Below are 26,079 nucleotides of genomic sequence, written 5' to 3' on the forward strand. Positions count from 1 at the left end.
GCGTCTAAACTCCTTCGTACATCCTTACCTGATTCCTGCCGTTGCGTTTTGCCGTATACAATGCTTCATCCGCGAATTTTACAAGGTCTTTTTCCGATGTAATTGAAGAGTTCCACACTGAAATACCTATGCTTATCGTAATATTAAAATCCGTATTCTCGTGCGAGAAAATCTCTTTTTCCACGGCTGTCCTTATTCTTTCGCCAAGGTAAAGGGCTGATTTATAATCTGAGATGGGGCCTATTATCATAAATTCCTCGCCGCCGAACCTTCCCACAACGTTAATGGCGCGGGATTTATCCTTAAGAATATGCGCGATTTTCTTTAATACTTCATCGCCGCGCTGGTGGCCGTAAGTATCATTGACCTTTTTAAAATGGTCAATGTCAAGAAACATGACAGCCATGGGGTTTCCGGAGCGTTTGGCAAGTTCAAAATGGTAGGTAAGCTGTTCTTCAAGGTACCCTTTGTTAAATAACCCTGTTAAAGGGTCGTGGTTGGCTTTGTCTTCAAGTTTTTCTGTTTTCTGTTCAAGCATAAAATAGTTCTTTCGAAGCGCGTTAGTTATATCCCTGTAAGAAATTATACCCGCAAGTTTGTCATTTTGCGTTATTGGTATCCTTCTTATCATGTTTAAAGACATAAGCGTTGCCGCGGTTTCGATATCCTGGTCAGGTTCCAATGTAAGCACGGGGGAGCTCATAATATCCTGCGCCTGTTTGTTCAGGGCCTGTTCTTTGTAAACTCCCAAAGACCGTATTATGTCTCTTTCGGATACTATTCCGACAGGGTATCTGTTATTGTCCACAATCACTATGGCGCCTATCCTGTGCGCCTGAAGCCGCTGTGACATTTCAAGTATTGTGTCGCTTTTAGACGCGGTCAGCACGTCTGTCATCATAACATCGCTGATTTTTACCATAAGTACCTCCTGTTGTTATGATTTTAGGTTAAAGTGCGGGATTTGTCAAACGGGGAAATACCCTGATTTTAAAAGATATTCAGGAGCTTCTTATTGCCTAAATTTCGTATATCAAGAAAGCTGTCATATATGATATACTCTCTTATTATATGTGTTTAAAGGAGGAATTATGTTGACAGGCGTGGTTGGCGGTGGCATAGCAGGGTTGGTCGCCGCATACAGATTATCAAAGGCAGGGCACCAGGTTTTTGTTTTTGAAGCTGACGAAAAACTTGGCGGGCTTGCTCAAAGTATGGATTTTGCCGGCACGAAACTTGACATGTTTTACAGGCACATTTTCAAAAGCGACCTTGATATAGTGGATTTAATTGATGAACTTCAGCTTGAATCGCAGATGATGTGGATAGAATCAAAAGTGGGTTTTTATACCGGCGGAAAAACATATCCTTTTACAACCCCTATGGATTTATTATCTTTTCCCGTCCTTCCGTTTATTGACAGGATAAAACTTGGGTTTATGGCGCTTTACCTTCAGCGCGTAAATGACTGGCAGAAGTATGAAAAAATAACAGCCAAGGACTGGGTTACAAAATACGTTTCAAAAAATGTTTATGATAAAGTCTGGGGGCCTTTGATGAACCAGAAATTTGGGCCGCTTGCGGATACAGTGGCAATGACGTGGCTGTACGGCAGAATTCATTCAAGGGTAGCGTCGCGCGAAGGCGGCGGGGCAAAGGAAGTTCTGGGTTACATGAAAGGCAGTTATCAGGTGCTTGTTGACACTCTTGAAAACGCGGCTTTAAAAGAGGGCGCCAGAATAATGAAAAACACCCCTATAAGTAAAGTTGTTCTGGAAAACGGAAAGGTAAAGGGAGTGGTGATAAACGGGCAGGAACATATAATGGATTCTGTTGTCTTAACCTGCGCTCCGGCTATTTCGCGCAAACTTGTATCGTTTGACAGGGAGTATGACGAAAGGCTATCAAAGATGAAATATCACGGAGCGATGAATCTTATAATGAGGACGAAAAAGTCACTTAGCAAAACCTACTGGCTTAATGTGGCGGAAAAAGACAGCCCGTTTGTGGCGGTCATTGAACACACTAACCTTGTGCCCAAAGAATTTTACGGCGGCGATACAGTTGTATATTTAAGCAAGTATCTTAATACCGAAGATGAACTTTATAAAGCTTCAGATGAAAAGGTTAAAGACACGTTCTTTGATTATCTTAAGAAAATATTTCCGGAATTCAGCGCGGATGACGTGCTTGAATACAGGGTAAAAAGGGCGCCTTATTCCCAGCCAATAGTCGGGCTTGAATTTTCAAAAATCAAGCTTGATTACAGGACTCCTATAAAAGGGCTTTATTCCGCCAATATGACGCAGGTATATCCCGAAGACAGGGGAATGAGCTACAGCGTAAAACTTGGCAATGAAGTAAGCGCTATAATAGCGGAAGATTTTAAACAATAACGGAGGTAATAATTTTGAAAATATCGGCTTTCTTTCCCGCGTATAACGAAGAAGCAAACGTAGGCGCTCTTGCGCTGAAAACTTCAAAGGTGCTTGCAGGTATCTGCGATGACTATGAAGTAATAATAGTAAATGACTGTTCCAAAGATAAAACTAAGGAAGCTGCCGAAGAAGTAATGAAACAGGACAGCCATATAAAGCTGATTAACCATGAAAAAAACAAAGGTTATGGCGGCGCGGTAAAGTCCGGGTTGTATGCATCTAAATTTGAATGGGTGTTTTTTACGGACGGCGACGCGCAGTTTGACGTGGCGGAAATACCGCTTCTGGTAAATATGACGGATAAATACGATTTTATAAACGGGTACAGGATAAAAAGGCAGGATCCGTTCAACAGAAAACTTAACGCGTTCATGTGGGGTCTTCTGGTAAAGACTCTTCTGGGGTTTTGGGTTAAGGATGTTGACTGCGCTTTCAAGCTTTTCAAAAAAGAGATTATAGACAACGCGCAGCCGGAAGCTGAAGGCGCCATGATATCCACGGAACTTCTTGCAAAGACAAAAAAACTTGGGTATAAAATAGGGCAGATAGGCGTGCACCACTATCCAAGGGTAGCGGGAACGCAGACCGGCGCCAAGCCCGGTGTAATTTTAAAGGCGTTTAAGGAACTTATCAGGCTTTACGGAAAAATTCAGAAAGTAAAAAAAATTAAAAACTGATTTACGGAGAACGATGAACAAAAAATTATTAATTTTATCCCTGTTCACGCTGATACTGCCTGTTTTTATTTTTGGCGGCGGCGAAACAGGCGGCGATGTGCTTAAAGTTGAAGCCGGAAACAGGGCGTCCGGAATGGCAGGCGCGTATACGGCAGCAGGCAGCGGGGCTGAAGCTATTTTCTATAATCCTGCGGGTATATCATCCCTTACTAAAACACAGTTTGTTTACAGCCATATGTTTTTATACTCTTCGATGTCAGTTGAGCATATTGCATTCGGCAGGTATGTGGACACGCCTCTGATAGAAGGAAGCGCGGGTATATCTGTCCTTTACAGGCACATGCCTGCAATATCCAACGCGGACGCGCAGGACGCCCCGGTGGAATTTTATGATTTTGTGCTGGCAGGCGTTTTTGCCAATGACTTTTACAGTATAATCAGGGAAGAATTTTATAAAGATTTAAGGTTTGGAATTGCCGCCAAACTTATTTTTGAAAATATAGGTATATATAAAGCCACCACTTACGCTGGCGATATAGGGATTAAATATATCTTTCAGCAGTCGGGTTTCGCTGTTGGGGCTGCGGTACAGAATATTGGCGCTCCCATAAAAATAATTTCCGAATCCGCGCCGCTTCCTTTAACCGCAAGGATAGGCGCCCGGTATCAGTTTGATTTTGACGCGGATAACAAAATTGATATTGCGTTGGATTACATACACGATTTTTATGATTATCCCAGGGTGGCCTTTGGTATGGAAGACCGCCTGCTGGATATGATTTATTTAAGGCTGGGTTTTAACACCCCGTTTGATTCAAGGACGTTATCCTTTGCGTCCGCGGGCTTTGGGATTAAGATCACCCAGTTTGACGTGGATGTAACGCTTAATTACACATATAAACCTGTTTTTATGAACGGCTTTAATATGATTGAATCAACGCACTCCGCCGGAATGACGGTGGAACTGCCTTAAAATATTTTTATCTAATAGTGGCTGTATCAGTGTCTTGACAATACAGGGCGGCAAATATATAATTTTATGGGAATCAATTACCGCGAAACGCGGTATAAAAATGGAGGTAGTATGAAAAAAACACTTTTCTTAATGCTGGTTTCTTTTGTGATTTCATCAGCGGTTTCGGCTAACACTCTTTCGGCCATCAATACTTTTGAATCCGGCCTTTATCCAAGGGGGATTGTAATAGCTGATATAAATGGCGCCGGTAAAAATGAAGTACTGGTTGCCAATTTCGGGGAAGATACGCTTATCGGGCAGGGCAGCGATGTCACCCCCACTTCGTCAATATCAATTTTTAGAAACGGCATGAAAGACGTGATTGCCGCGGGAAATACACCCAGGGGGCTGGCGTCAGGGGATTTTAATAATGATAAAATAGCAGATTTTGCGGTGTCCAATTATGAAGACGGCACTGTGATGCTGTTTCAGGGAAATAATTCCGAAACTGTTGAAGTCGGAAAATACCCGGTGGGTATAGCCATAGGCTCAATAGATAATGAAGGGATTAAAAAAGATGATATTGCGGTGGCGGTTTACGCGGACAGTAAAGTATCCGTGCTGGTAAGGGACAGCAAAGGCGCAATAGAAAAAATTGATATTGCGGTTCCGGGAAACCCCACGGACGTGGCAATAGGCAGGATTAACAACGAAAGGGTCATTTTATCCGCTAATTATAATGCGGCAACCATAAGCGTGATAAAAAAGCAGGACGGCGTTATAAGCAAAGCCGCGGATATACCGGCGGGTTCAGGGGTCTGCAAGGTAACAATCGCGGATGTCACGGGCGACGGCAGCGAAGATATTGTGGCTGCGAATTTTCATGACAATACTGTTTCTGTAATTGAATTCAAAAACGGCGTTGCTCAGGAACAGACAGTCTATAAACTTAACGGATTAAGGCCAAACGGAATTGCGGTGGGCGATATTAACGGCGACGGGCTGCTTGACGTGGTAACCGCAAACCGTGACAGCGATACCATTGACATCCTTATTCAGAAAGAAGGCAGGCTTGAACTCTCGCAGAGCATAGAGGTAACAAATGATGAAAATAAAACATACGGGCCGGTTGAAGTGGCAATAGGCGATGTTAATGCTGACGGCTTGCCGGACATTGCTTTTACGCACATGAGGACGGGTACTTTAAAGGTTATATATCAGGAAAAAGAGATACAGGAACAGCCGGCCTTGATTCCGGAAATGAACAAAACAACTGTTTTTAATTATCCAAACCCGGCGAAGACAGAGACCACTTTCAGGTTTCCTCTTCAGGAAAAACAGGAAGTGAAAATCGCGGTTATAGACATAAAAGGAAACCTTGTATGGAGCAGAATAATATCAGAAGCGGAAGCGGTAAAAGGAATTAATTATATAACATGGAACCTTGTTAATGATATCGGCCAGGGTGTTTCCAACGGCGTATATATTCTAAAGGTAATCACAAAAGAAAAAGTCATAAGCAAAAATATTGCAATAGTAAAATAAATTTCTATTAATATAAAAGCAGACAGGGCTGTGTTTATCCCCCTGTCTGCTTTTTAAATTTAACGGAGACATAATTGAAAAAAATTGTATTTATTATGGCGCTGCTTGTGATTGCCTGCAGTTTACAGGCGGCGGGTACAGGCGGCGGAGCGGCGGCTTTTCTGCGCGCGGGAGCCGGAGCAAGGGCTCTTTCGCTTTCCGGAGCGTTTTCTGCTTCGTATGATGATGCTTCGTGCGCCTATTGGAATCCGGCATCTGCGGCGTTTACAGGAAGGTCCGGTATTTCAACCATGTATTCGCTGTTGTCAGATCAAAGGGCATACAATTATATTGCGGTGATTTATCCTTCGCCGGGCGGGGTTTTCGGATTAAATTTTTTGAATTTCTCAATCGGCGGGATAGAAGGCAGGACATCTGATACGGAAAGTTATACGGAAATTAAAGATACAGAAAACGCGTATTTCATCACTTATGCGTATCCTATAACCCGCTGGTTCAGCGCCGGGGTAAATTTTAAAGTTTTACAGATAACCCTTGGTGAATACAGCGCCGGAGGAATAAGTTTAGACGCGGGTGTCATATTAAAAGCAAGTGAAGTTATCTCTGTAGGCGTTTCGCTGAGGGATGCGGCCGGTTTTTTAAAATGGAATACCGGATACAAAGAAGACATTCCGCTATTAATGCGGATTGGTACGCACGTGAAACTGTTTGACGGCGTTTTAAATCTGTCTTTAGACGCGGAAAAAAACGAATTTGAAGGCCTGGCGGTTATGTCAGGGGCGGAAGTGTCATTGTTTAAAATGTTTTTTCTGCGGGCAGGCGTGTCATACGGCATGGACAGTTATGAATTTGATTATACCGCGGGCCTGGGCGCAAGAGTGCCTGTTTCCGCCTTTTTAATACAGGCGGATTACGCTTTTCAGAAAGAGGAGTATTTTACGTCGTTTCAGGCGCAGCACAGGTTTTCCCTGTCGGTGTACTTTTAAACCCCGGCTATGACTGCGGGATAACAGTTTTATGAAAAAGGATAAAATGGCGGATAAAATTGGAAGGCGTATAGAGAAAGGCGTAAAGATTTTTTTTATAAATTTTCTGTCTTTTATCATTCCGGCAGATTCAAAAAAAAAGTTAAAGCCCATAGGCCGCATAAAGTCTGTCCTTGTAATAAGGCCTGACCGGCTGGGTGATTTTATACTTACGGTGCCCGCGATTCAGCTTTTAAAGAAAAACCTTCCGCCCGGGGCAAAACTTACAATTCTGTGCGGGGAACGCGGCCTGGATATTGCAAAAATGTATTTCCCTGAAGACAGAATAATATTAAGAAAAAAAGGCATCTTAAATTTTAAAATGTGCGTGCTTAAAACCGCATTCAGGCACGATGCGGTGATAAACTTTCATTCTTACCCTTTTTCCATGACATCCGCCATGCTTACGCTTTTTACCTTTTGTGGCGGCAGGGTGGGATTTAAGGAAACTGAAAAGGTAAAAGTTCCGCTTGCGCGCAAAATTTACAATAAAGGCATTGTGTTAAATGACGATGCAATGCACGAAACAAAGAAAAATTATATGCTGCTTTCGGTGTTTGGCATAACGGCGGAGAAAGAAACGCTTTTAACGAAACCGGCGATTGACGGGAATGTAAAAACTGCCGTGAATGAATACTATACATCTTTGGGGCTTACAAAAAAACCGGTTATTATTCATCCGACGCTTATGAAAAAAGATAACCGCTGGGAAAAAGAAAGGTATATTCAGTTTGCTAAGATGGCGGCTGAAGCGGGGTTGCCGGTGATAGCAGTGTCCGGCATGGGTGAAGACACTCAGATGGAAGAATTTAAAATGATGTCAGGGGATTTAAAGGGAATTCATTATTTTCCTTACCGGAAAATACATCACCTGATGGCGCTGGCCGAGAAAGCCGCGTGCGTGGTCTGCAATGACAGCGGTATTATGCACGCTTTGTCGCTTGTTTCTCCCGTTCTTGCGGTATTTGGGCCAAGCGTGCTGTCAAGATGGAAGCCGATAGGCCCTTTTAATAATTATTGTTTTCAAAAAGATGACGGCATGTGCATGTCTGTAACGGCGGAAGAGGTAATTATTGCCGTTAAAAAATATTACGGGAATGTAAACTAAAATCAGAGCGGTTACGTCTTAACTGTAATAGTTTTAAGGCTTTGTAATATAATCTTGAAATTGCAAAAAAATGGTATATAATGATTATATGCCTATTCAGGAAGAAAAATAAAAAAGTTTAAGAAGGGGAGGAAAGTATGAAAAGAACGGTTATGGCGGTTATGGCTTTTGTTTTTGCGGTATCAATGCTTCAGGCAGCTTCGTGGACTGTATATGAAGACTACACAGCTTACAAAGCGGTAAAAGAAGAGGCTTCAAAAGCGTCGGATGAAGGCAATACGTCTGTATCAGTTGCAAAGTATAAAGAGGCGGCAACACTTGCGGCGAAATCGGCCACAAAAGAAATTCAGGCATGGCAGCTTAACAGCGCGGCGTATGAATTAATTAAAGCTTTCAAGAAAAATACTGATTATTCGGCAAAAATAGAACAGCTTTCCGGAATGGCTCCAAGCAAAGAAAAATTTGCCACACAGAAAGATATAGCTGTAATTCTTGAATCAAACATGGGATTACTTGATGAAGCAAAGGGCATACTTGAAGAAGCAAAGGCGCTTGAAGGCGGAGAAGGCCCTGCGGAGAAGATAACAAGCAATCTTGATTTTATCTCCTGGGTAAACCAGTTCCTTGAAGATACAAAGAACCCGGTGGAAAAAAAGGTTGAAGCGGCGGTATCTGAAGCTAAAACGGAAGTAAAAGAAGAAGTTAAAAAGTAACTGTTAAACAGATAATAGTTCCCAAAAGGCGGCCCTTTTAGGGCCGCCTTTTTTCATTATGGAATTGATTAAACTATGTTATAATAACTAACGAATTTTTTATTTTATTCTGTTTTAATGTTGTTTATAAGGAGAATTCCGGCATATGGACAGGCTTTCGGAAATTGTTATTAAGATTGTTGTGCTTATATTCGCAGTGGTGGTGCATGAAGTTTCTCACGGCCTTGCGGCGCACAGGCTTGGCGACCCTACCGCGAAAGATATGGGAAGGCTAACTTTAAACCCGCTTCCTCACATAGATCCTTTTATGTCAATTATCCTGCCGGTAATGCTGATTCTTACGGGTTCGCCTTTTATAATAGGAGGCGCAAAACCCGTGCCTGTTAATCCGTCATATTTTAAAAATCATAAAAAAGATATGATGCTTGTAAGCCTTGCCGGCCCGGGTTCAAACATATTACTGGCGGTTGTTTTTGCGATTATACTTAAAGTTGTGCCTTTATTCCCGGTTTTGGAATCGCAGGGATTATTTATGTTTCTTCAATACGGGATAATGCTTAATGTAATCCTTGCGGCGTTTAACCTGATTCCTATTCCGCCGCTTGACGGTTCCAAAGTGTTAATGGGTTTTATGCCCGACAGGATGATGTACAGCTATATGAAACTTGAACCATATGGGCTGTTTATTGTGATAGGGCTGCTGGCTTTTGGCGTCCTTGATGTGATTTTTAAGCCGATATATTATACAATTATGAAACTGATTTCTTTTATTCTTTAATAACAGGGAGATTTTAGATGGAAAGTGTATTAAGCGGAATGAGGCCCACGGGAAAGCTGCACCTTGGCCACCTTGAAGGCGTACTAAAAAATTATGTGGAAATGCAGGATAAGTACAAAGCTTTTTATATGGTGGCTGACTGGCACGCGCTGACCACGGATTATGAAAAGCCAAAAAATATAACTGAAAATACGGTAGAAATGTATATTGACTGGCTTTCAGTGGGGATAGATCCCAAAAAAGCCGTGATGTTTGTGCAGTCCGCGGTAAAGGAACACGCGGAACTTTTTTTGCTGCTTTCAATGATAACTCCTGTGCCGTGGCTTGAAAGAAATCCTACATATAAAGAGCAGAAGCAGGAACTGAAAGAAAAAGACCTTTCCACTTTTGGCTTTTTAGGATATCCCGTGCTGCAGGCGGCGGATATATTGGTTTACAGGGCGAATAAAGTTCCCATAGGCGAAGATCAGCGGCCGCACCTTGAACTGGCGCGTGAGATTGTAAGAAGGTTTAACAATTATTACGGGGAATTTTTTCCGGAGCCAAAAGAGATACTTACCATGTATCCCAAACTGCCCGGCCTTGACGGAAGAAAAATGAGCAAAAGTTACAACAACGCCATTTATCTTGCGGACAGCGCCGAAGAGACTGAAAAGAAAGTAAAGATGATGTTTACAGATCCGTTAAAAGTAAAAAAGAATGACCTTGGGCACCCTGAAGAATGCGTGGTGTGCGCTTTTCATAAGATTTATAACGGCGAAGGTATTGATACTGTGGAGAAAGAGTGTAAAGAAGGCACGCGCGGATGCGTTGACTGTAAGAAACAGCTGGCAGCGCTTTTAAACGCGAGGATGGCGCCTATAAGGGAAACGCGCGCGCAGTTTGAGAACAAACCTGATTTAATCAGGGACATTATAAAAGACGGAAACGCAAGGGCCGCTGCAGCCGCTGTTGAAACAATGGCGGGCGTAAGGCACTGCATGAAACTGGGGTAAAAAATGGACGGCGATTATCAGCTTAAGCTTGCGGTCTTTGAAGGGCCGTTTGACCTTCTTCTTTATTTAATAAGGAAGAACCAGATAGATATTTATGATATTCCCATAGCCAAGATAACAGAGGAATACCTTGAATACATTGATATGATGCGCAAGTTTAACCTTGAAGTGGCGACCGAATTTATAGTCATTGCAGCCACGCTGATTTATATAAAGGCAAAGATGCTGCTTCCTAAAGATGAACTGCTGCAGCAGGACGAAGAAGATCCAAGAATGGAACTGGTGCAGCACCTTCTTGAATACAACACGTTCAAGGAAGTATCGGAAAAGATGAGGCTTTATGAAGCCAAAAAACGCGATATGTTTGAAAGGTTAAATCCGCTTAACATAAGCGCGGAAGACAAGGAATTGTCGCTGGATATTTACGCGCTGGCAAAAGCAATGGATTCAATTTTAGACAGACTGAAGGAAAGAAAACTGATAGTGATACCGGGCGAAGCCATTAAGATAAAGGACAGGATGTATGAACTTCTGGATGTATTACAGACCGTGGATAATGTAAGTTTTTTTAATATGTGCGAGAAAAACAACAACAGGCTTTATATTGTGGCGCTGTTTATGGGCATACTGGAACTGTTAAGGCTTAAGGTTATCAGGGTTTATCAGGACTTTACGTTTGAGGATATAAGGATAGATATCATAGACAGGAACTTTGACAGGGCAGTACTGCAGAACATGGGCGATTAGCCGCAGGTTAAAAAGTGAAATCATAAGGACGGTAATAAAATGGCAAAAATAGACAATGACAGGATAATAGAGGCGCTTTTATTTGCAAGTGATAAACCCTTGCCGGTGCAGCTGCTGGCGCAGGTAATGGAGCTTCCGCATAAGGAAGTTGTTGCCGCTGTAGAGCAGCTGACAACAAGGCTTAAAGAGACGGATTCGCCCGTGACGTTAAAAGAAATAGCCGGCGGGTACGAACTGTTGACGCTTCCGGATTATGCCCCCTACATTAAAAAACTGTATAAAAATAAACTGATGTCGCGCCTTACCCGCGCCGCCCTTGAAGTGCTTGCGATTGTGGCGTACAAACAGCCTATTACAAAGCAGGAAGTGGAAATAATAAGGGGTGTTAATTCTGATGGAGTTTATCATACGCTTTTGGAACGAAAACTTATTAAAATAGCCGGGCGTAAAGACGCTCCGGGAAGGCCGCTTTTATACAGCACCACCAAAGAGTTTATGCAGTATCTTGGCATTAACACGCTTGATGACCTGCCTAAACTTGATGAAATTAAAACAATACTTGAAAAAGACGAATATATTGAAAAGTGGGAAGATAAAATAGAAGTGGCAAAAAATCAGACAATGATTAATTTTGATGATGAAGAAAAACAGAAATTGATGCACCGGCAGTCAACTGAAGATATGCTTGCCGAAGACGGCGAAATTCAGACTGACGCGGATGCGGCTGCGGATGCTGATGAAAACCTGAAAGCGGAAGATGAAGAAAAGGAAAATGTTCTGGATGAAGAACTGATACCGGAAACGCTTGAAGATGAAGAAGAGGACGAAGACGAAGATGGGGAAGAGGATGAGGATTACGACGAAGACGACGAAGACGACGAAGACGACGAAGACGACGAAGATGATGAAGATGATGAAGATGATGAAGATGACAACAAATAGAATTTCAATGGGAAATTTAAAGGAGTAATATATGATGAGGCTTCAGCAGTACATAGCACGCTGTGGTGTTACTTCGCGCAGAAAAGCGGAAGAACTTATGACACAGGGAAGGGTCACGGTAAACGGAAAGCATATACGTGAACTTGGTTTTAAAGTGGATGAAACAAAAGACGCTGTTAAAGTTGACGGAAAGTTATTAAGAAAAGAGACCCCTGCGTATATAATAATGCATAAACCTGAAGGGTGCGTGTGCACGGTTGCGGATGAAAAAGAGAGGCGCACAGTATTGGACCTGCTTCCGGTGCATGTGGTTGACAAAGGCAGGCTTTTTCCTGTGGGAAGGCTGGATTACAACACCACCGGATGCCTGTTTCTTACAAATGACGGCGACTGGGCTAACAGAATAACCCATCCTAAATATAAAGTGGATAAAGTGTATATGGTGAAATTAAAAGGCAGGGCAGACACTAAACAGTTAGACCGCCTTAAAAGGGGGGTAACTGTAGATGGGGTGTATGTAAAGGCAAAAGAGGTGGCTCCGATACACAAAAATGAACAGAATGACGTACTTAGAATGGTTATTACACAGGGATTAAATCATCAGGTAAAAAATATGTGCGCGGCGGTAGGTTTAAGCGTGGTCAGGTTAAAAAGAGAAAGCGTGGGAAGAATAAGCGTTGCCGGATTAAAACCGGGAGAATTCAGGTACCTTACAAGGGATGAAATAGATACATTTGCCCCCCTAAAAAAAGAGGTGAAGCCCCGTGAAAAGAAAAAAAGACCTTAGCCAATACAGGAAACAGATTGACGCGGTGGATAAAGAGATAGTTACGCTTTTACACAACCGTGCTGAAAGCGTAAAAAAGATAGCGCAGTTTAAAACTTCTTCCAGTATGGAAGTCTATGACCCGGCAAGGGAAGCTGCGGTTCTGGAAAATTTGAAAAAAGTAAAAAAAGGCCCCTTCCCGTTAAAAGGAATTGAAGCTGTATATAATGAGATTTTTTCAGTATCAAGATATCTGCAGCGCGGGATAACAGTGGCTTATCTTGGGCCCGTTGCCACTTATTCGCATCTGGCAGCGGTAAAACGGTTTGGCAAAATGACAAATTACTCCCCTGCGGGCAGCATAAAAGAAGTTTTCTCTGAAGTGGAAAAAGGAAATGCTGATTACGGCTGCGTGCCCATAGAAAATTCCACGGAAGGCGCTGTAAATTATACTTATGATATGTTCGCGGATTCAGACCTTAAAATATGTTCGGAAATACTTTTAAAGATAGAACACTGCCTTATTTCAAAAGAAAGCAGGCTTTCTGATATTAAGACGCTTTTTGTACACCCTCAGACTTTGGGTCAGTGCAGGGTGTGGATAGAAAGTAATTTACCAAATGTGATTATTAAAGAGGTTTCCAGTAATTCAAAATCCGCGATGGAAGCTTCAAAAACAAAAGGCGGCGCCGGAATAGCCGCGGAGCTTGCGGCGGAAATTTACGGGTTAAAAGTACTGGTAAAATCTGTACAGGATATGTCGGACAACTATACAAGGTTTTTTATAATCGGCAGAACTTTCAGTAAAAGGACGGGCAGGGATAAGACATCAATTATGGTTTCAATTAAAGACAAGCCGGGCGCGCTTTACAGGCTGTTGCAGCCCTTTGATAATTATCATGTAAATCTTTCCAATATAGAATCAAGGCCTTCCAAAAAAAAGGCGTGGGATTACCTGTTTTTTGTTGATGTGGAAGGTTACGCGGAAGATAAAAATGTAAAAGACGCGTTAAAAGCTGTTGAACGTGAAGCGGGTTCTGTAAAAGTACTTGGTTCGTACCCAAGGTTCTGATTCTAAAAATATTAAATAATAAACAGATTGGAGAAAAAATGGCAAAAAAACTTTCATACAAATCAGCAGGGGTAAATATTGACGCGGCGGTTGGCGCGCTGGGTAAGGCGAAAGCGCATATAAAATCCACTTTTAATAAAAAAGTGGTGACGGATATAGGCAGCTACGGCGGCGTGTTTGATATGGGCGGCGGCAAATGTACCGTTGCCAGCACGGACGGCGTGGGCACCAAACTTAAAATTGCCCAGAATATTAACAAACACGATACCGTGGGGCAGGATATTGTAAACCACTGTATAAATGACATTCTTGTGATGGGAGCCAAGCCCCTGTTTTTTCTTGATTATTTTGGCTGCGGAAAACTTGAAGGCAAAGTGCTTGTGGATGTAATATCAGGAATGGCAAAAGCGTGCAGGGAAAACGGCACGGTGTTAATAGGCGGAGAGACCGCGGAGATGCCCGGCGTTTATAAAGACGGCGAATATGACCTTGTGGGAACGATAGTCGGCGAAGTGGAAAAGAAAAAAATATTAACAGGGAAAAAAGTAAAACCGGGAAACGCGGTTATCGGTATTGGTTCTTATGGACTGCAGACCAACGGTTTTTCCCTTGCAAGGCGCGTGTTTGAAAACAAGAAAATACCTTATACAAAATATATTCCTGAATTAAAGACTACTCTTGGGCTTGCGCTTTTGGAGCCTCACAGGTCGTTTTTTAAATCTGTTTATCCGCTTGTACAAAAAGGGCTTATTAACGCAATGTCGCACATAACCGGCGGAGGTTTTTATGATAATATAGTCCGCGTGCTTCCGGGTAATGTGGATTGTGTGATAAAAAAAGGTTCATGGGAAGTACTTCCCATTTTTAAAATGATACAGAAACTTGGGGGGATAGAAGACAGGGAAATGCACCGTGTATTTAATATGGGTGTGGGAATGGTGCTTATTGTCCCGGCTGATAAGGCGAAAACAGTTGTTTCTTCGCTTAAAAAGTCAGGCGAGCGCGCTTGGCTTATAGGCAATATAACCAAAGGCGATAAAAAAGTTACCGTCGTTTAACCGCAACTTTTTTCGTCTTTGCGCGTTGTAATAAATAGATACAGGTTTGCCCGTCTTAACAAATAAGGAGTATCTATGAAGAAGTGTTTTTTTGCCGCCATAATACTTTTAACTGTTTCCCCGCTGCATGCGGGCATGTTCAACTTTACCCTTCCGTGGGATGATGATTCCGATACAATAACCAACCTTAGTTATTTAAATCATAAACCCGCCGGTGTTTCCGGTTATGTAACTGCCGCGCCTGACGGCCATTTATACGTGAATTCCGGCGCTTCAAGAATAAAGTTTCTTGCGGTAAATGTCACTTCAAGCAACTGCTTTCCTGATAAGGCGGACGCGGATAAGATAGCGCGCAGGATGGCAAAATACGGAATAAACCTTGTGCGGTTTCATCTTGGGGATGCTTCGTGGGGGCAGTCATTCATTGATTACGCGGGATACGCGGATTCAAGGCATCTAAATGCGGCTAATCTTGATAAATTTGATTACTTTGTATCACGTTTAAAAGAACACGGCATCTATTCAAATATAAATCTTCTTGCGGGGCGTGATTTTAGAAGCACGGACGGACTGCCCGCTTCTATAGATACAATGAACTGGAAAGATAAACAGACTCCTGCGATGTTTGACCCGGTAATGCTTGGACTTCAGATGGAATTCGCGTCCGGAATGCTTGACAGGACAAACGCGTACACGGGAATAAAATACACGCAGGACCCCGCGGTTGTATTTGTTGAAACCTGCAACGAACACGGCCTTATACACGCATGGCACAATTCACAGATGGATTTACTGCCGGCAGATTTTAACACGCAGCTTCAGGTAATGTGGAATTCATATCTTTCAGGCAAATATCCTTCTTTTGCGGCGCTTCAGGGGGCGTGGGGAATGTCGGCGCCATTGGGGGATGAAAAACTTTTAAACGGAGATTTTGCTTTGGGTTTGAACTCATGGAACAGGGAGTCAACCGCCCCGGCATCCGCCCTTTTTAGTGTTATTGCAAACGGCCTTGCACCCGGTAAAAATTCCTGTCAGGTGAACGTTTCCGCTTCAAGTACTGTTAACTGGCACGTTCAGCTTAATCAGGGTGTCACTTTAACCGCAGGCACCCCATATACGCTTTCTTTTTCCGCAAAAGCAGACAGGGCTGCAACCGTGGATGTTATTGTACAGGAAGTCAACGGGGCGTGGCAGACATATTTTGAAAAGACTTTAAATCTGACAACCGACTGGCAGCGGTTTGAATTTGTTTTTGCGGCAACAAAGACAACGATATCAGCAAGGGTGAATTTCACGGATATGGCAAAAGAGACAGCGGTGTATTCTTTTGCCGATGTTTCCTTCAGGCAGGGCGGTACAATTCCCGGTACTAACGTGGATGAAACTGATTTTGATTCCGTGAAAATATTCAAAGCTGCTGACAGGGCAGATAGGACTTTGGCTGCCAAAAATGACTGGGTGGATTTTTTATGGAAAAAAGAGGAGCATTACTGGGGCTCTATGAATAATTACATAAAAGTGTCGCTGTCCGCGAAGGCGCTGACCGTGGGTACGGTAATCGGAAATTCCACGCCTAATCTTATGAACCTGTTTGATGTCATTGACGCTCACGCTTACTGGCAGCACCCGTCATACGAGGGGGAACAATGGGTGACTCCGTGGTGGGTTAATAACTCGTCTGTATTATCAAGGAATGACGGAGGTACTATTTCCGCGTTGTCCATGAAAAGGGTGGAAGGAAAACCGTTTACGGTAACAGAATATAACCATCCGTTTCCAAATTCATTTAACGCGGAAGCGTACAGCGTGCTTGGGGCTTACGCGTCGTTTCAGGACTGGGACGCGATATACGCCTATACATACGGCGACGGCAATACAAACTGGAGCGAAAATAAATTAGACGGTTTTTTTGATGTGGATATGGACCCTGGCAAATGGGCTAATATGCTTCACGCGGCTTTAATGTTCAGGCGTAATGATATATCGGCAGCATCGGCCAAAGTTACAGTACCAATTACTACAGCGCAGGAGCTTGGCCTTTTAACCGGCGCCGGCCCATGGCGGTTAATTGACGCTCAGGATGCAGGCATGCCCCTTGCGGCATCGCTGATGCACGGTACATCCATAATAGTGCAGGGCGGTGTTAATCCGGCAGGCGCGCTTTCTCCCGCGGATATCACTATACCCGGCGCGGGCATATATACATCTGATACCAATCAGTTAAACTGGAATTCATCCGCAGGGGTTTTAAAAATAGATTCCCCAAAGACAAAAGGCGTAATAGGAAATAATATCGGCGCGGAATATAACCTGTCAGGGGTAATTATAAGGCCGTTGTCTGCAATGCAGAACTGGTCTTCAATTATGATGAGCGTGGCGCAGGGCGGTACGTTTGCGTCAGGCGCGGAAAAAATATTTGTAACAGCATCAGGATTTTCTTCAAACACCGGGGTTAATTACAGGCTGTATCCTTCCGGGGCATCGGCTGGTTTTCCTCCTGCCGCTAATGCGGATATAAATACAGCTTCATTTGGAACCGGGCCTACGACAACAGAAGGAATAGGCGCGGAATTTGTCTTGCCTTATGCTGCCGCGAATGTAAAAGTATATTCGCTTGATAATACAGGCGTGCGGGTATTATCGCTGCCAATTTCGGATGAAGGCGGTAATGCCAAATTTCAGATAAGCGATACGCGCGGCGCTATATGGTATGAAATTGAAATATATCCCGGCCCCGCGCCTACTGATACATTTACGCTGACCCCGACAGTTACAAGGACTCCGGGCGGCCCAACAGAGACAGTAACGCCCACGGTTACGCTTACCGTCACGGTTGGCGCATGGATAATAGATAACTGCGAAGATGGAAATAACGCGAATATGCTTGGAGGTTACTGGTATGATTATGCCGATGCTTTAAGCACAATAAATCCGCCTAAAGCTTCCGTATTCACAATGACATCGGGCGGTGCTGATACGCCATTATACTCCGCAAGAATATACGGCAGCGTTGCAGCGCAGCCGTCACCGGATGTTTATCCATCTGCCGGGCTTGGCGTAAATTTATACGCGGATTCTGGCGCGCCTGTATATCACGAAGAGGATGTTAATGGGTTTACAGGAATTCGGTTTTATGTAAAGGGAGACGGCATGCAGTATACAATAAGACTGCCATATATATCCAATTTAGACGGCTCCACTTTGACCGGATATAATGATTATAAATATACTTTTGCGGCGCCGGCTGACTGGACGCTTTTAGAAATACCTTTTTCATCGTTTACCCAGGATACCGGCTGGGGCACGCAGTACCCGCGTTCTACTGTGCTTGCGCACGTTTCGGCAGTTCAATGGCAGGTGCTTGGATATGACAGGGCTTTTGACTTGTATATAGATGATGTGGAATTTTATAACGCCCCGCCGCCGCCATCGCCAACCCCCACTATAACACTTACCGCTACGCCGACCTTATATTTAAGTAAAACAGCCACGGTTACTGTTTCTGTAACATCAACCATTACTGTAACGCTGACAGCGGTAATTCCTTCGCATACCATTACTGCCACTGTTACAACTACACCGCTTCCTGCTATGCAGGCCGCGGATAATCTTGATGGTGTTTATATTTATCCGTCTGTATATGACGGCACAAACGGGCAAAAGGGAATAGTGTTTGCAAAACTTACACGAAATTCAGAGATACAGATATATAATCTTAGAGGAGAACTTGTGCATTCTGCGCGGGCAGATTCCCCGGATGGGACATATTTGTGGAAACTTGAAGGCAGAAGAAAAAACAGTAAAATAGCGCCTGGAATATATATATATGTAATAAAGGCGGATGATGAGGAGATAAAACATGGGAAGCTGGCAATAGTAAAGTAAGGGTATAAATTTTAAGCAATAAGCTGATAAGCATTTAAGCATAAGCGAAATTATAAAACACAGCGTTTCAAGACTTTAAGCAATTAAGCTAGAGCGAAACATTGTCTTTAAGTCTTCGCTTCTGCTTATTGCCTAACTGCTTATAGCTTAAACTTTTTTCTTTCGAACATACGTGCATCCGTCCCTTGGCTTTATAGGGCTTGGGTATATTTTTTCAGCACGCGCCGCGAAATTGGTATTCTTGTATCCGAACAAACGTGAAATCAACAGCCATGTTAATTCATTGGCAGCCGGGAACTTGCGTCACATCCGGATTTGCCGGCGCTGCATTAAATAGCCCCTGCCGCATACATGCTGTGCTTGCGCGGCACGCACTAAAAAACACATCCAATCCCTGTGGTTTTCTTCTAATTTTTAAATCTCGAATTTTCGATATCTGTTTTGTTCATACTTCCGACTCTCCGTGCATCTGTCCCTCCGTCCCTCGGTCTTTTTTTATGGTATAATAATTTCAAATTTAAATTGCGGAGGTGAAATATGACATTAACTGCAATAGTTCTCGGGATTGTTTTTCTTGCGGCTGTTTTTGTAATAGGCATATTTAACAAACTGGTAAGTTTAAAAAACCGCAACAGCGAAGCGTGGGCGCAGATAGATGTTCAACTTAAACAAAGGACAGATTTGATTCCTAATCTTGTTGAAACAGTTAAGGGATACGCGGCGCACGAAAAAGATACGCTTGAAAAAGTAATTCAGGCAAGGGCTGCGTTAACCGGAGCCGGCGCAGATGTGGCAAAGACCGCTGCCGCGGATAATATGTTAACAGGCGCGTTAAAATCGCTTTTTGCCGTAAGTGAAAATTATCCGCAGCTTAAAGCGGACGCCCATTTTACCCAGCTTATGACAGACCTTTCCGGAATGGAAAGCAAGATTGCATACGCAAGGCAGTTTTTTAACGAGACTGTGCGCGTGTATAATGAATACCAGCAGGCGTTTCCGGGAGTGATTTTCGCGGGAATGTTCGGGCACACGCAGAAACAGTTTTTTGAAACACCAGAAGAGGATAAAAAACCGGTTTCAGTTAAGTTTTAAAAAAAGGAAATATAAATGGTATACGAGGATATAGCCGCCAATAAAAACAATACCTTTATATTGTTGTTTTTCTACGGCATCCTAATTGCCGGACTTGGGTGGATTATAGGGGTGCTGTACGGCGACCCTTATACAGGAATTGTAATCGGTGTTACCGCGTCTTTTATCATGACTTTCTTTTCCTATTATAACAGCGGCAAACTGGCCATTTTATCATCGGGCGCGGTGGAGGCGGACAGAAAAATATACCCCGGCCTTTATTACGCGGCAGAAGGTATGGCGCTGGCAGCAGGGCTTCCCGCTCCAAAAGTATATGTCATGCCAAGCGAAAGTATAAATGCTTTTGCGGCCGGCAGGGACCCAAAGCATTCCGCGATAGCCGTTACAACAGGCGCCTTAAAAAAACTTACCAAACTGGAATTAGAAGGCGTAATAGCCCACGAAATGAGCCATGTAAAAAATTATGACATTCTTGTAAGTACCGTTGCCGCGGTAATGGCGGGCGCTGTTTTTATGATTTCCGATGTAATAAAAAGAAGCGCGTTTCGCGGGCGTTCCGGACGGGCAGGCCTGTTTTTTGGGATACTTGCAATTGCGGCCGCGATACTTGCGCCTATAGGCGCAATGGCTATAAAGTTTGCGGTGTCAAGGCAAAGGGAATATATGGCAGATGCGTCGGCAGTTTTACTTACAAGATACCCGCAGGGGCTGATAGACGCTCTTGAAAAGATAAAGAAAGAAACTTATCCGGAAGCTGAATATAATTCAGGAATGCAGCACATGTATTTTGCAAATCCGTTCAGATTCAGGGCAGATCAGCTTTTTTCCACTCATCCGCCGTTGGATTTAAGGATAGAACGGTTAAAGGGGAATATATACAAAGAAAACCCTAAAATGGGTTAAGGTTTCTTGACAACCGCTGAAAATAATTGTATTCTTGAAACTTGACTTTTAGGAATAAAAATGAGATAATATCACAAAAAAAGTGATATACATTCAGGAGGTAATAAAATGAGAGAAAAAGTAAAAGCGGTTATAGAAGATTTAAGGCAGTACCTTCAGGCAGACGGAGGGGATTTGGAATTTGTGGATTTGGATGAAAAAACAGGTGTTGTAAAAGTCCGCCTTCAGGGAGCTTGTCAGGGATGCCCTATGTCACAGATGACTTTAAAGCAGGGTGTTGAAGCCCGCCTTAAGGAAGAAGTACCGGGAGTTACAGAAGTAATAGCGGTTCCGTAAAAAGCGCGATAATGCAGTCGTCATTCTGCAAGTATGAAAATAATGAAGAGTGTATGCTGTTAAAGGGAAAATGCGACCCGGGCCGTAAGGGGTGTGTGATACGGCGCGGGTTTAATGTAAGCGAGAAACCTGAAACGGCAAAATTTGGAGAAAAGAAAAAAAGAATAACGCGCAATGATTCTTAAAGGCTAAGTATGTATCTGATGTGTTCTTTAACTTTTTCCTGTGAGTTAAAAGAAAGACCAAAGTGTTTGTGCATATTGTCCACGGAAAACATCACGGGGTCGTCTGAATAACCATAATCAAATACTTCCAGTTTGCTTTTGCTATTGGAATATTTTATTGCCCATTTTGCCGCCTGCTCCCAGCTTAAAAAATTTCTGCTTAAACCGTAAAAGGTTTCGCCTTTAAGGTTAGATTCAATAACTTTTCTGTATAATACAGCCAGATCTCCCGCCCATATAAACTGTGTGCCGTCATTTTTAATTACCTGTATTGTTTTGCCGGCTTTCGCGTCCGCGCATATCTGGCGGAATCTGTTATCGGGCTGCATTGAAGAACCCGGCACTACGGGATTTCCAAAGGTATAACCGGGGCGGATAATGTTAAGTTTCAGTTTTGGGTAATAATGGGAATAAGCCGAAATAAAAAGTTCCACAGCGCCCTTTGTAGCGCCATAAAAATCAGCGGGGATAAGGCGGCACTGTTCAGTGATGCGTTTCTGATAATACCCCGATGCCGCGGTGGAAGAGGTGTAAAGTATTTTCTGCGCCCCTTTTTTTATTGCAAGTTCAATAAGGCGTACGGAATTTAAGGTTTCGTTTTCAATCATTTCCGGGCCTGTATCACCCCAGCAAAGGGCAATGTGAACAAGCGCGTCAGGTTTTTTTATCGCCGCTGAAAGCGCTTTAAAGTCCTTCATATCAGCTTTGATAATTTTTATGTTTTTGATTTTTCCCAAAGAAGGGGCTTTTTGGGGGTTTCTTGCCAGAATTATAACTTCGTGGCCGGCTTTAGCCAGTTCCACAGCCGTGTAACTGCCGATAAATCCCGTTCCGCCTGTCAGATAAACCCGCATAAAACCTCCTGATGATTGACAAATATGTTGTTTGTGTTAATATAATGTTATCACAAACAGGGATTAAAGAGGAAGTTAAAAAATATTTTGGAGGGTTTAAATGAAGAAGTTGTTAATTGTTTTAGCGGTAGTTTCACTTCTTGTAGCACCGGCATTTGCAGCAAAGTCCAACAGTTTTGAAAAGGCAGTTAAGGGAGAAGGGGTAGACTGGGCAACACAGCAGAACGTTTTAACAGTAAACCCGCTTATTTTTATTGGTATTTTAAGTGCACATTATGAAATGGCAATGGGAAAGACAAATGGACTTGGATTTAATGGTTTGTTTAACTGGTTTGGTATTGGTAATTGGAGTTATACAACAATCGGGGCCGGCGCAGAATACAACTGGTATTTCCAGAACCATGCTTTAAATGGTTGGTTTGCAGGACCTCAGGCACAGATTACAATGTCAATGATTAGTTATGAGTATACAGAATGGAATGATACCTATACTGAACTCGTGACAAAAACAGGTACAGGTTCAGCTGTTATGTTTGGACTTGGAGGACATGGCGGATATAGATGGATATGGGATAATGGATTCACACTTGATCTGCAGGTGGCTTTAAGTTACAACATTGGTAGCGCTATAGAAATTAATGGAGTAAAAGCAGAAGGATTCGGTGGAGTTGGTTTTGGACCGGGACTTAACTTGGGATATGCATGGTAATTCAGTAATACAATAAATTATCTTTTCAAAAAGGGCGGCAGAAATGCCGTCCTTTTTTTTTATGTGTTTTTGTTTTTGTAGGGGACGCGCTCCTGCGCGTCCCGTGGATACAATATTATGATATTGCCGCTTGCCTATAAAAAAATACTTGCATTCAAAATAAAATTGTATATAATATCCTTCAACATAGAGGGTAAAACGGGCAATCCAACAATTGCTTATTTTACTTATTTTCATTTGGAGGAGATGGAAATGGTAAAAAAAGTTTTTAGTAAATTTTTATTTATTTTATTTGTATTGGCTTTAATTGTCCCGCCGTCTTTTTGCGGGTCAGACTGGTATCTGTCTTTAACGGGGGGTATGAATTCGGTTTTGATGGGGGAATACAATCAGGCAATAAAGGAAGCCAATGATTACAACACTTCAATTGGAATAAAATCATCTTTAAAGCCGCTTGCGTTTGGATTATTACCTTCTTTGGAAGTCGGATACAATTTTAACGCGCCTGCGGGCTTAGCCGCTGTGTATCTTAAGAATGAAGTAAGTATCATCAGAGATACAGAAAGCATCGCGCTTTGGCCAAACGGAAAGACCGCGCAGAAAATTTCCGGCGATTTCAGTGCTATCTATACGGGGATAGGGCTGAAAAAATACGCTTTTGATGAATCTGCTTTTAATCCCTATATAGGCCTGGACGCCGGATTGACGTATTCGTTTAATAACACTATGGATGAAGAGTCTGCTCTTGAAGACGGGACATATTCTTACAGAATAAAAAAGTCATGGGATACGGCATTTGCCGGGATAAGCGCGGAAGCAGGCGCCAACTGGATGTTTTCGGAAAGTGCGGGTATAAATTTAAAAACAGGTTACAGGTATTCAAGGGGCACTGTAATGGTTAAAACAGAGAATGTTTATGGCTGGACAGGCGAATCGCAGGGACAGTCACAGGTGGATTACTCCGGATTCTATTTTGGCGCGGGGTTATTGATTGGATTTGGCAATACGGAAAAAACAGCGGCAATAAAAACATTAGCCGCAGGGTCGGAACAGTTTCCGGAAATAGGAAAAAAGATATACACCGATGGGGTCACTCTTTTTGACGCGGGTCTGTACAAGCGGTCAGAGATTAAGTTTCTGGAATTAAACCAGATAAGCCCGGGAAACTCTGACGTAAAAAAATATCTTGATGAGATAGCGGTTAAACTTGAAGGTGATAAGAAGCAGGAGAATATTAAAAAACTTCTTGCGGAAGCTGATGAACTTAGGGGTAAGAATAAGTTTGAAGGGGCTTATAACAGGTATTTAGAAGTAAATAAAATAGACGCGGAAAATGAAACCGCAGTTTTTTACCTTAAATATTTCAGGGAAACCGCGGTTGCCAAATATGGCGATGCAAGGGAGTTGAATTCGCAGGGTAAAATTGCGCCTGCGCTTAAACTTGCCAAAGAGGCGGCGGAGTATTCCCCTGAAAACAATGAAATAGCGGATTTTGTAAAAGAACTGCAGGGCATTAAAAAAGATAAAAAGAAAGCGGATGCATTGTATAACGAAGGAGTTCTTAATTACCAGAAAGGGTATTATGATAAAGCGATAGTATCATGGGAAAAAGTTTTAGAGATTTATCCGGATGACATTGAAACTAAAAAAAATCTTGCCCTGGCAAAAGAGAAGTATTCAGGTGAAAGCGCCAAGGCAGTGCAAAGCGCGCAGGAAGCAATGGGGCAGGCAAAAGAGTTTTTTGACCGCGGCCTTCTGGAAGACGCCAGATCTAAAGCAGAGTATGTTTTAAGGATAGATTCAAAGGATGAAGACGCGATAAAACTGCTGGCAGAGATTGATAGAAGAACTGATAAAAAATCAACAACGCTTATTAAGCGATAAACATGGAGGGGAACATGAAAAAGGGAGTATTATGTTTTTTGTTATTTGTTTTTGTAATTGTATTAGTAATAGGGTGTAATAAAAATAGCGCGCCTTTCAGCCCGCTGGCTGTAAATGTATTAAAACCCACGCCCACCAATACCGCAACGCCGGATGTTAAGTTCTCAGTGTTTTTAATGCAGGAAGCCACACCTGTGGCAAGTGTGCAGGTTAAAATGGCGCCCCAGGGTGTAACAACGCAGGCTGCGTGTTTTACAGATGAAACAGGAAAAGCGGAATTTGCGGTGCACAGCGGCGGTAATTGGGATGTAATAATTCCATCAAATGACGGCTTTGAAAATATGTATTATATGGTAGAGCCGTTATCAAATACAGTGCTTGCCATTGACAGGGGAGCACAGACCCTTGAGATGGCACTGGTAAGCGGCAGTTTAGCTTTGCCTATTCAGGCAAACGAGCAGGTATTTATGATTACATATCATACTGCTGTAAGTAAGTTATACAATCTGGAAATACTGGGAGTCCCGCAGGGATTAAGTGTTAGCGCCACATCTACACAGGTTAACAATGACGGGGATAAAGTGTTTTTTACGATTTATTATCCAAAAAGTTTTGAAGGTTTTGGCGGTGGTATTAATATATCAGTAAAAGGCACTGCAACAGTAGGCAGTTCTGTAATTTTAGCTAATTCTTTAAGTGTAGTTAAAGATTGGTCTTTTGTTGTAACAGCTGATGTGAAGTTTGCAAAAACATTTTGGGGAGTAATAACTTATTGGATGGGTGCAAAAAATTATACTTATGATGCGCAGGGTTTTCAAACTACGGGGCCTATTAATGCTGTGACTGATAGTTATAATTTTTATGGTGATTTGGCAGCGATTACGAATGCTGGAGCGGACGGCGGTGGTGATATATTATTAGGTGAAGGGTATTATAGTAATCTAGCAGTTGCTAAAGCTAATGGTGGTTATGAATGGGTTATGGATCACAATGGAGTTGATGCGACGATTACAATCAGATTCACTGATAGCGGCAATCTTGATGTTAAGAGAACATTTAAAGTTGATGGTGAATTGGGTGGATGGTGTGGTAGGTTTTTTCAAAATTGTTTTGGTTTTTATTCTGAATTTGATAAGTGCAATGATTGGCCAAATACTACAGGTTGTAGTTATTCAGTATTAAGGTTGAAAAGATCGAAATCTGCAAATGTAAGGGTGTGGTAAAACATATTTAAAAACAAAGAGAGCATACTCAAAAGGGGCGGTTACACCGCCCCTTTTTTTATTGGTGTAACCGCAAAGTGATAATGTCCTAAATATGCAAAATAGAAATGTCCTATTCCAAGGCGTGGTAGCATAGAAATACGGAGGTGC

At 42.7% G+C, this 26,079-nt stretch carries 23 protein-coding genes; 21 read left to right on the forward strand and 2 right to left on the reverse strand.

Annotation, left to right across the window (positions count from 1 at the left end):
• Positions 1–4: 4 nt before the first annotated feature.
• On the reverse strand, positions 5–922 hold the full coding sequence (locus tag JXR81_01195) for a GGDEF domain-containing protein (protein ID MBN2753458.1): 918 nt from the start codon (positions 920–922) through the stop codon (positions 5–7).
• 169 nt (positions 923–1,091) lie between these two features.
• Between JXR81_01195 and JXR81_01200 the strand changes: the two genes are divergently transcribed.
• The 18 genes from JXR81_01200 to JXR81_01285 all read left to right on the forward strand — a co-directional run bounded on the left by JXR81_01200 (position 1,092) and on the right by JXR81_01285 (position 21,035).
• Positions 1,092–2,396 (forward strand): NAD(P)/FAD-dependent oxidoreductase, encoded by a 1,305-nt coding sequence (locus tag JXR81_01200; protein MBN2753459.1) that lies wholly within the window; start codon positions 1,092–1,094, stop codon positions 2,394–2,396.
• 8 nt (positions 2,397–2,404) lie between these two features.
• Positions 2,405–3,115, forward strand: coding sequence for a glycosyltransferase family 2 protein (locus JXR81_01205; GenBank protein ID MBN2753460.1), 711 nt, complete (start codon positions 2,405–2,407; stop codon positions 3,113–3,115).
• 13 nt (positions 3,116–3,128) lie between these two features.
• Positions 3,129–4,088 (forward strand): PorV/PorQ family protein, encoded by a 960-nt coding sequence (locus JXR81_01210; protein MBN2753461.1) that lies wholly within the window; start codon positions 3,129–3,131, stop codon positions 4,086–4,088.
• A gap of 111 nt (positions 4,089–4,199) precedes the next feature.
• Positions 4,200–5,615, forward strand: coding sequence for a T9SS type A sorting domain-containing protein (locus JXR81_01215; GenBank protein ID MBN2753462.1), 1,416 nt, complete (start codon positions 4,200–4,202; stop codon positions 5,613–5,615).
• 74 nt (positions 5,616–5,689) lie between these two features.
• Positions 5,690–6,601: a PorV/PorQ family protein gene (locus tag JXR81_01220; GenBank protein MBN2753463.1), complete on the forward strand. Its 912-nt coding sequence runs from the start codon at positions 5,690–5,692 to the stop codon at positions 6,599–6,601.
• Between the two features lie 31 nt (positions 6,602–6,632).
• On the forward strand, positions 6,633–7,748 hold the full coding sequence (locus JXR81_01225) for a glycosyltransferase family 9 protein (GenBank protein ID MBN2753464.1): 1,116 nt from the start codon (positions 6,633–6,635) through the stop codon (positions 7,746–7,748).
• Between the two features lie 137 nt (positions 7,749–7,885).
• A complete protein-coding gene (locus JXR81_01230; protein MBN2753465.1) occupies positions 7,886–8,461 on the forward strand; it encodes a hypothetical protein in 576 nt (191 codons plus the stop codon).
• Between the two features lie 145 nt (positions 8,462–8,606).
• Entirely contained in the window at positions 8,607–9,239 is a 633-nt protein-coding gene (locus JXR81_01235) for a site-2 protease family protein (protein MBN2753466.1), read from the forward strand.
• Positions 9,240–9,256: 17 nt separating this feature from the next.
• Positions 9,257–10,234 (forward strand): tryptophan--tRNA ligase, encoded by a 978-nt coding sequence (gene trpS / locus JXR81_01240; protein MBN2753467.1) that lies wholly within the window; start codon positions 9,257–9,259, stop codon positions 10,232–10,234.
• Between the two features lie 3 nt (positions 10,235–10,237).
• A complete protein-coding gene (locus JXR81_01245; GenBank protein ID MBN2753468.1) occupies positions 10,238–10,981 on the forward strand; it encodes a segregation/condensation protein A in 744 nt (247 codons plus the stop codon).
• Between the two features lie 39 nt (positions 10,982–11,020).
• Positions 11,021–11,923 carry an SMC-Scp complex subunit ScpB gene (gene scpB / locus JXR81_01250; protein MBN2753469.1) on the forward strand — a complete coding sequence of 301 codons (903 nt, stop codon included), beginning with the start codon at positions 11,021–11,023 and terminating at the stop codon, positions 11,921–11,923.
• 31 nt (positions 11,924–11,954) lie between these two features.
• Entirely contained in the window at positions 11,955–12,710 is a 756-nt protein-coding gene (locus tag JXR81_01255; protein MBN2753470.1) for an rRNA pseudouridine synthase, read from the forward strand.
• Positions 12,688–13,761 (forward strand): prephenate dehydratase, encoded by a 1,074-nt coding sequence (pheA, locus tag JXR81_01260; protein MBN2753471.1) that lies wholly within the window; start codon positions 12,688–12,690, stop codon positions 13,759–13,761. The genes JXR81_01255 and pheA overlap by 23 nt, the downstream gene beginning before the upstream one ends.
• A gap of 38 nt (positions 13,762–13,799) precedes the next feature.
• Positions 13,800–14,819, forward strand: a complete 1,020-nt coding sequence (locus JXR81_01265) for a phosphoribosylformylglycinamidine cyclo-ligase (GenBank protein ID MBN2753472.1) — start codon at positions 13,800–13,802, stop codon at positions 14,817–14,819.
• Positions 14,820–14,894: 75 nt separating this feature from the next.
• Complete coding sequence (locus JXR81_01270; GenBank protein MBN2753473.1) at positions 14,895–18,704, forward strand: CIA30 family protein; 3,810 nt, start codon at positions 14,895–14,897, stop codon at positions 18,702–18,704.
• Between the two features lie 537 nt (positions 18,705–19,241).
• Complete coding sequence (locus JXR81_01275) at positions 19,242–19,796, forward strand: LemA family protein (protein ID MBN2753474.1); 555 nt, start codon at positions 19,242–19,244, stop codon at positions 19,794–19,796.
• Between the two features lie 15 nt (positions 19,797–19,811).
• Entirely contained in the window at positions 19,812–20,699 is an 888-nt protein-coding gene (locus tag JXR81_01280; protein ID MBN2753475.1) for a M48 family metallopeptidase, read from the forward strand.
• Between the two features lie 108 nt (positions 20,700–20,807).
• Positions 20,808–21,035, forward strand: a complete 228-nt coding sequence (locus JXR81_01285) for a NifU family protein (GenBank protein ID MBN2753476.1) — start codon at positions 20,808–20,810, stop codon at positions 21,033–21,035.
• Between the two features lie 181 nt (positions 21,036–21,216).
• Here the strand turns inward: JXR81_01285 and JXR81_01290 are convergent, their stop codons facing one another.
• Positions 21,217–22,113 carry an NAD(P)-dependent oxidoreductase gene (locus JXR81_01290; GenBank protein MBN2753477.1) on the reverse strand — a complete coding sequence of 299 codons (897 nt, stop codon included), beginning with the start codon at positions 22,111–22,113 and terminating at the stop codon, positions 21,217–21,219.
• Positions 22,114–22,213: 100 nt separating this feature from the next.
• Between JXR81_01290 and JXR81_01295 the strand changes: the two genes are divergently transcribed.
• The 3 genes from JXR81_01295 to JXR81_01305 all read left to right on the forward strand — a co-directional run bounded on the left by JXR81_01295 (position 22,214) and on the right by JXR81_01305 (position 25,929).
• Positions 22,214–22,822 (forward strand): DUF3575 domain-containing protein, encoded by a 609-nt coding sequence (locus JXR81_01295; GenBank protein ID MBN2753478.1) that lies wholly within the window; start codon positions 22,214–22,216, stop codon positions 22,820–22,822.
• A 252-nt stretch (positions 22,823–23,074) separates the two neighbouring features.
• Positions 23,075–24,706, forward strand: a complete 1,632-nt coding sequence (locus JXR81_01300; protein MBN2753479.1) for a tetratricopeptide repeat protein — start codon at positions 23,075–23,077, stop codon at positions 24,704–24,706.
• Positions 24,707–24,720: 14 nt separating this feature from the next.
• On the forward strand, positions 24,721–25,929 hold the full coding sequence (locus tag JXR81_01305) for a hypothetical protein (protein ID MBN2753480.1): 1,209 nt from the start codon (positions 24,721–24,723) through the stop codon (positions 25,927–25,929).
• Positions 25,930–26,079 lie beyond the last annotated feature (150 nt).

The organism is Candidatus Goldiibacteriota bacterium, from assembly GCA_016937715.1.
Classification (GTDB): domain Bacteria; phylum Oederibacteriota; class PGYV01; order PGYV01; family PGYV01; genus PGYV01.

Coding starts and splice junctions, on each gene's coding strand:
- JXR81_01195 (MBN2753458.1), bottom strand. CDS start 922: ATGGTAAAAATCAGCGATGTTATGATGACAGACGTGCTGACCGCGTCT.
- JXR81_01200 (MBN2753459.1), top strand. CDS start 1,092: ATGTTGACAGGCGTGGTTGGCGGTGGCATAGCAGGGTTGGTCGCCGCA.
- JXR81_01210 (MBN2753461.1), top strand. CDS start 3,129: ATGAACAAAAAATTATTAATTTTATCCCTGTTCACGCTGATACTGCCT.
- JXR81_01215 (MBN2753462.1), top strand. CDS start 4,200: ATGAAAAAAACACTTTTCTTAATGCTGGTTTCTTTTGTGATTTCATCA.
- JXR81_01225 (MBN2753464.1), top strand. CDS start 6,633: ATGAAAAAGGATAAAATGGCGGATAAAATTGGAAGGCGTATAGAGAAA.
- JXR81_01230 (MBN2753465.1), top strand. CDS start 7,886: ATGAAAAGAACGGTTATGGCGGTTATGGCTTTTGTTTTTGCGGTATCA.
- JXR81_01235 (MBN2753466.1), top strand. CDS start 8,607: ATGGACAGGCTTTCGGAAATTGTTATTAAGATTGTTGTGCTTATATTC.
- trpS (MBN2753467.1), top strand. CDS start 9,257: ATGGAAAGTGTATTAAGCGGAATGAGGCCCACGGGAAAGCTGCACCTT.
- JXR81_01245 (MBN2753468.1), top strand. CDS start 10,238: ATGGACGGCGATTATCAGCTTAAGCTTGCGGTCTTTGAAGGGCCGTTT.
- scpB (MBN2753469.1), top strand. CDS start 11,021: ATGGCAAAAATAGACAATGACAGGATAATAGAGGCGCTTTTATTTGCA.
- JXR81_01255 (MBN2753470.1), top strand. CDS start 11,955: ATGATGAGGCTTCAGCAGTACATAGCACGCTGTGGTGTTACTTCGCGC.
- JXR81_01265 (MBN2753472.1), top strand. CDS start 13,800: ATGGCAAAAAAACTTTCATACAAATCAGCAGGGGTAAATATTGACGCG.
- JXR81_01270 (MBN2753473.1), top strand. CDS start 14,895: ATGAAGAAGTGTTTTTTTGCCGCCATAATACTTTTAACTGTTTCCCCG.
- JXR81_01275 (MBN2753474.1), top strand. CDS start 19,242: ATGACATTAACTGCAATAGTTCTCGGGATTGTTTTTCTTGCGGCTGTT.
- JXR81_01280 (MBN2753475.1), top strand. CDS start 19,812: ATGGTATACGAGGATATAGCCGCCAATAAAAACAATACCTTTATATTG.
- JXR81_01285 (MBN2753476.1), top strand. CDS start 20,808: ATGAGAGAAAAAGTAAAAGCGGTTATAGAAGATTTAAGGCAGTACCTT.
- JXR81_01290 (MBN2753477.1), bottom strand. CDS start 22,113: ATGCGGGTTTATCTGACAGGCGGAACGGGATTTATCGGCAGTTACACG.
- JXR81_01295 (MBN2753478.1), top strand. CDS start 22,214: ATGAAGAAGTTGTTAATTGTTTTAGCGGTAGTTTCACTTCTTGTAGCA.
- JXR81_01300 (MBN2753479.1), top strand. CDS start 23,075: ATGGTAAAAAAAGTTTTTAGTAAATTTTTATTTATTTTATTTGTATTG.
- JXR81_01305 (MBN2753480.1), top strand. CDS start 24,721: ATGAAAAAGGGAGTATTATGTTTTTTGTTATTTGTTTTTGTAATTGTA.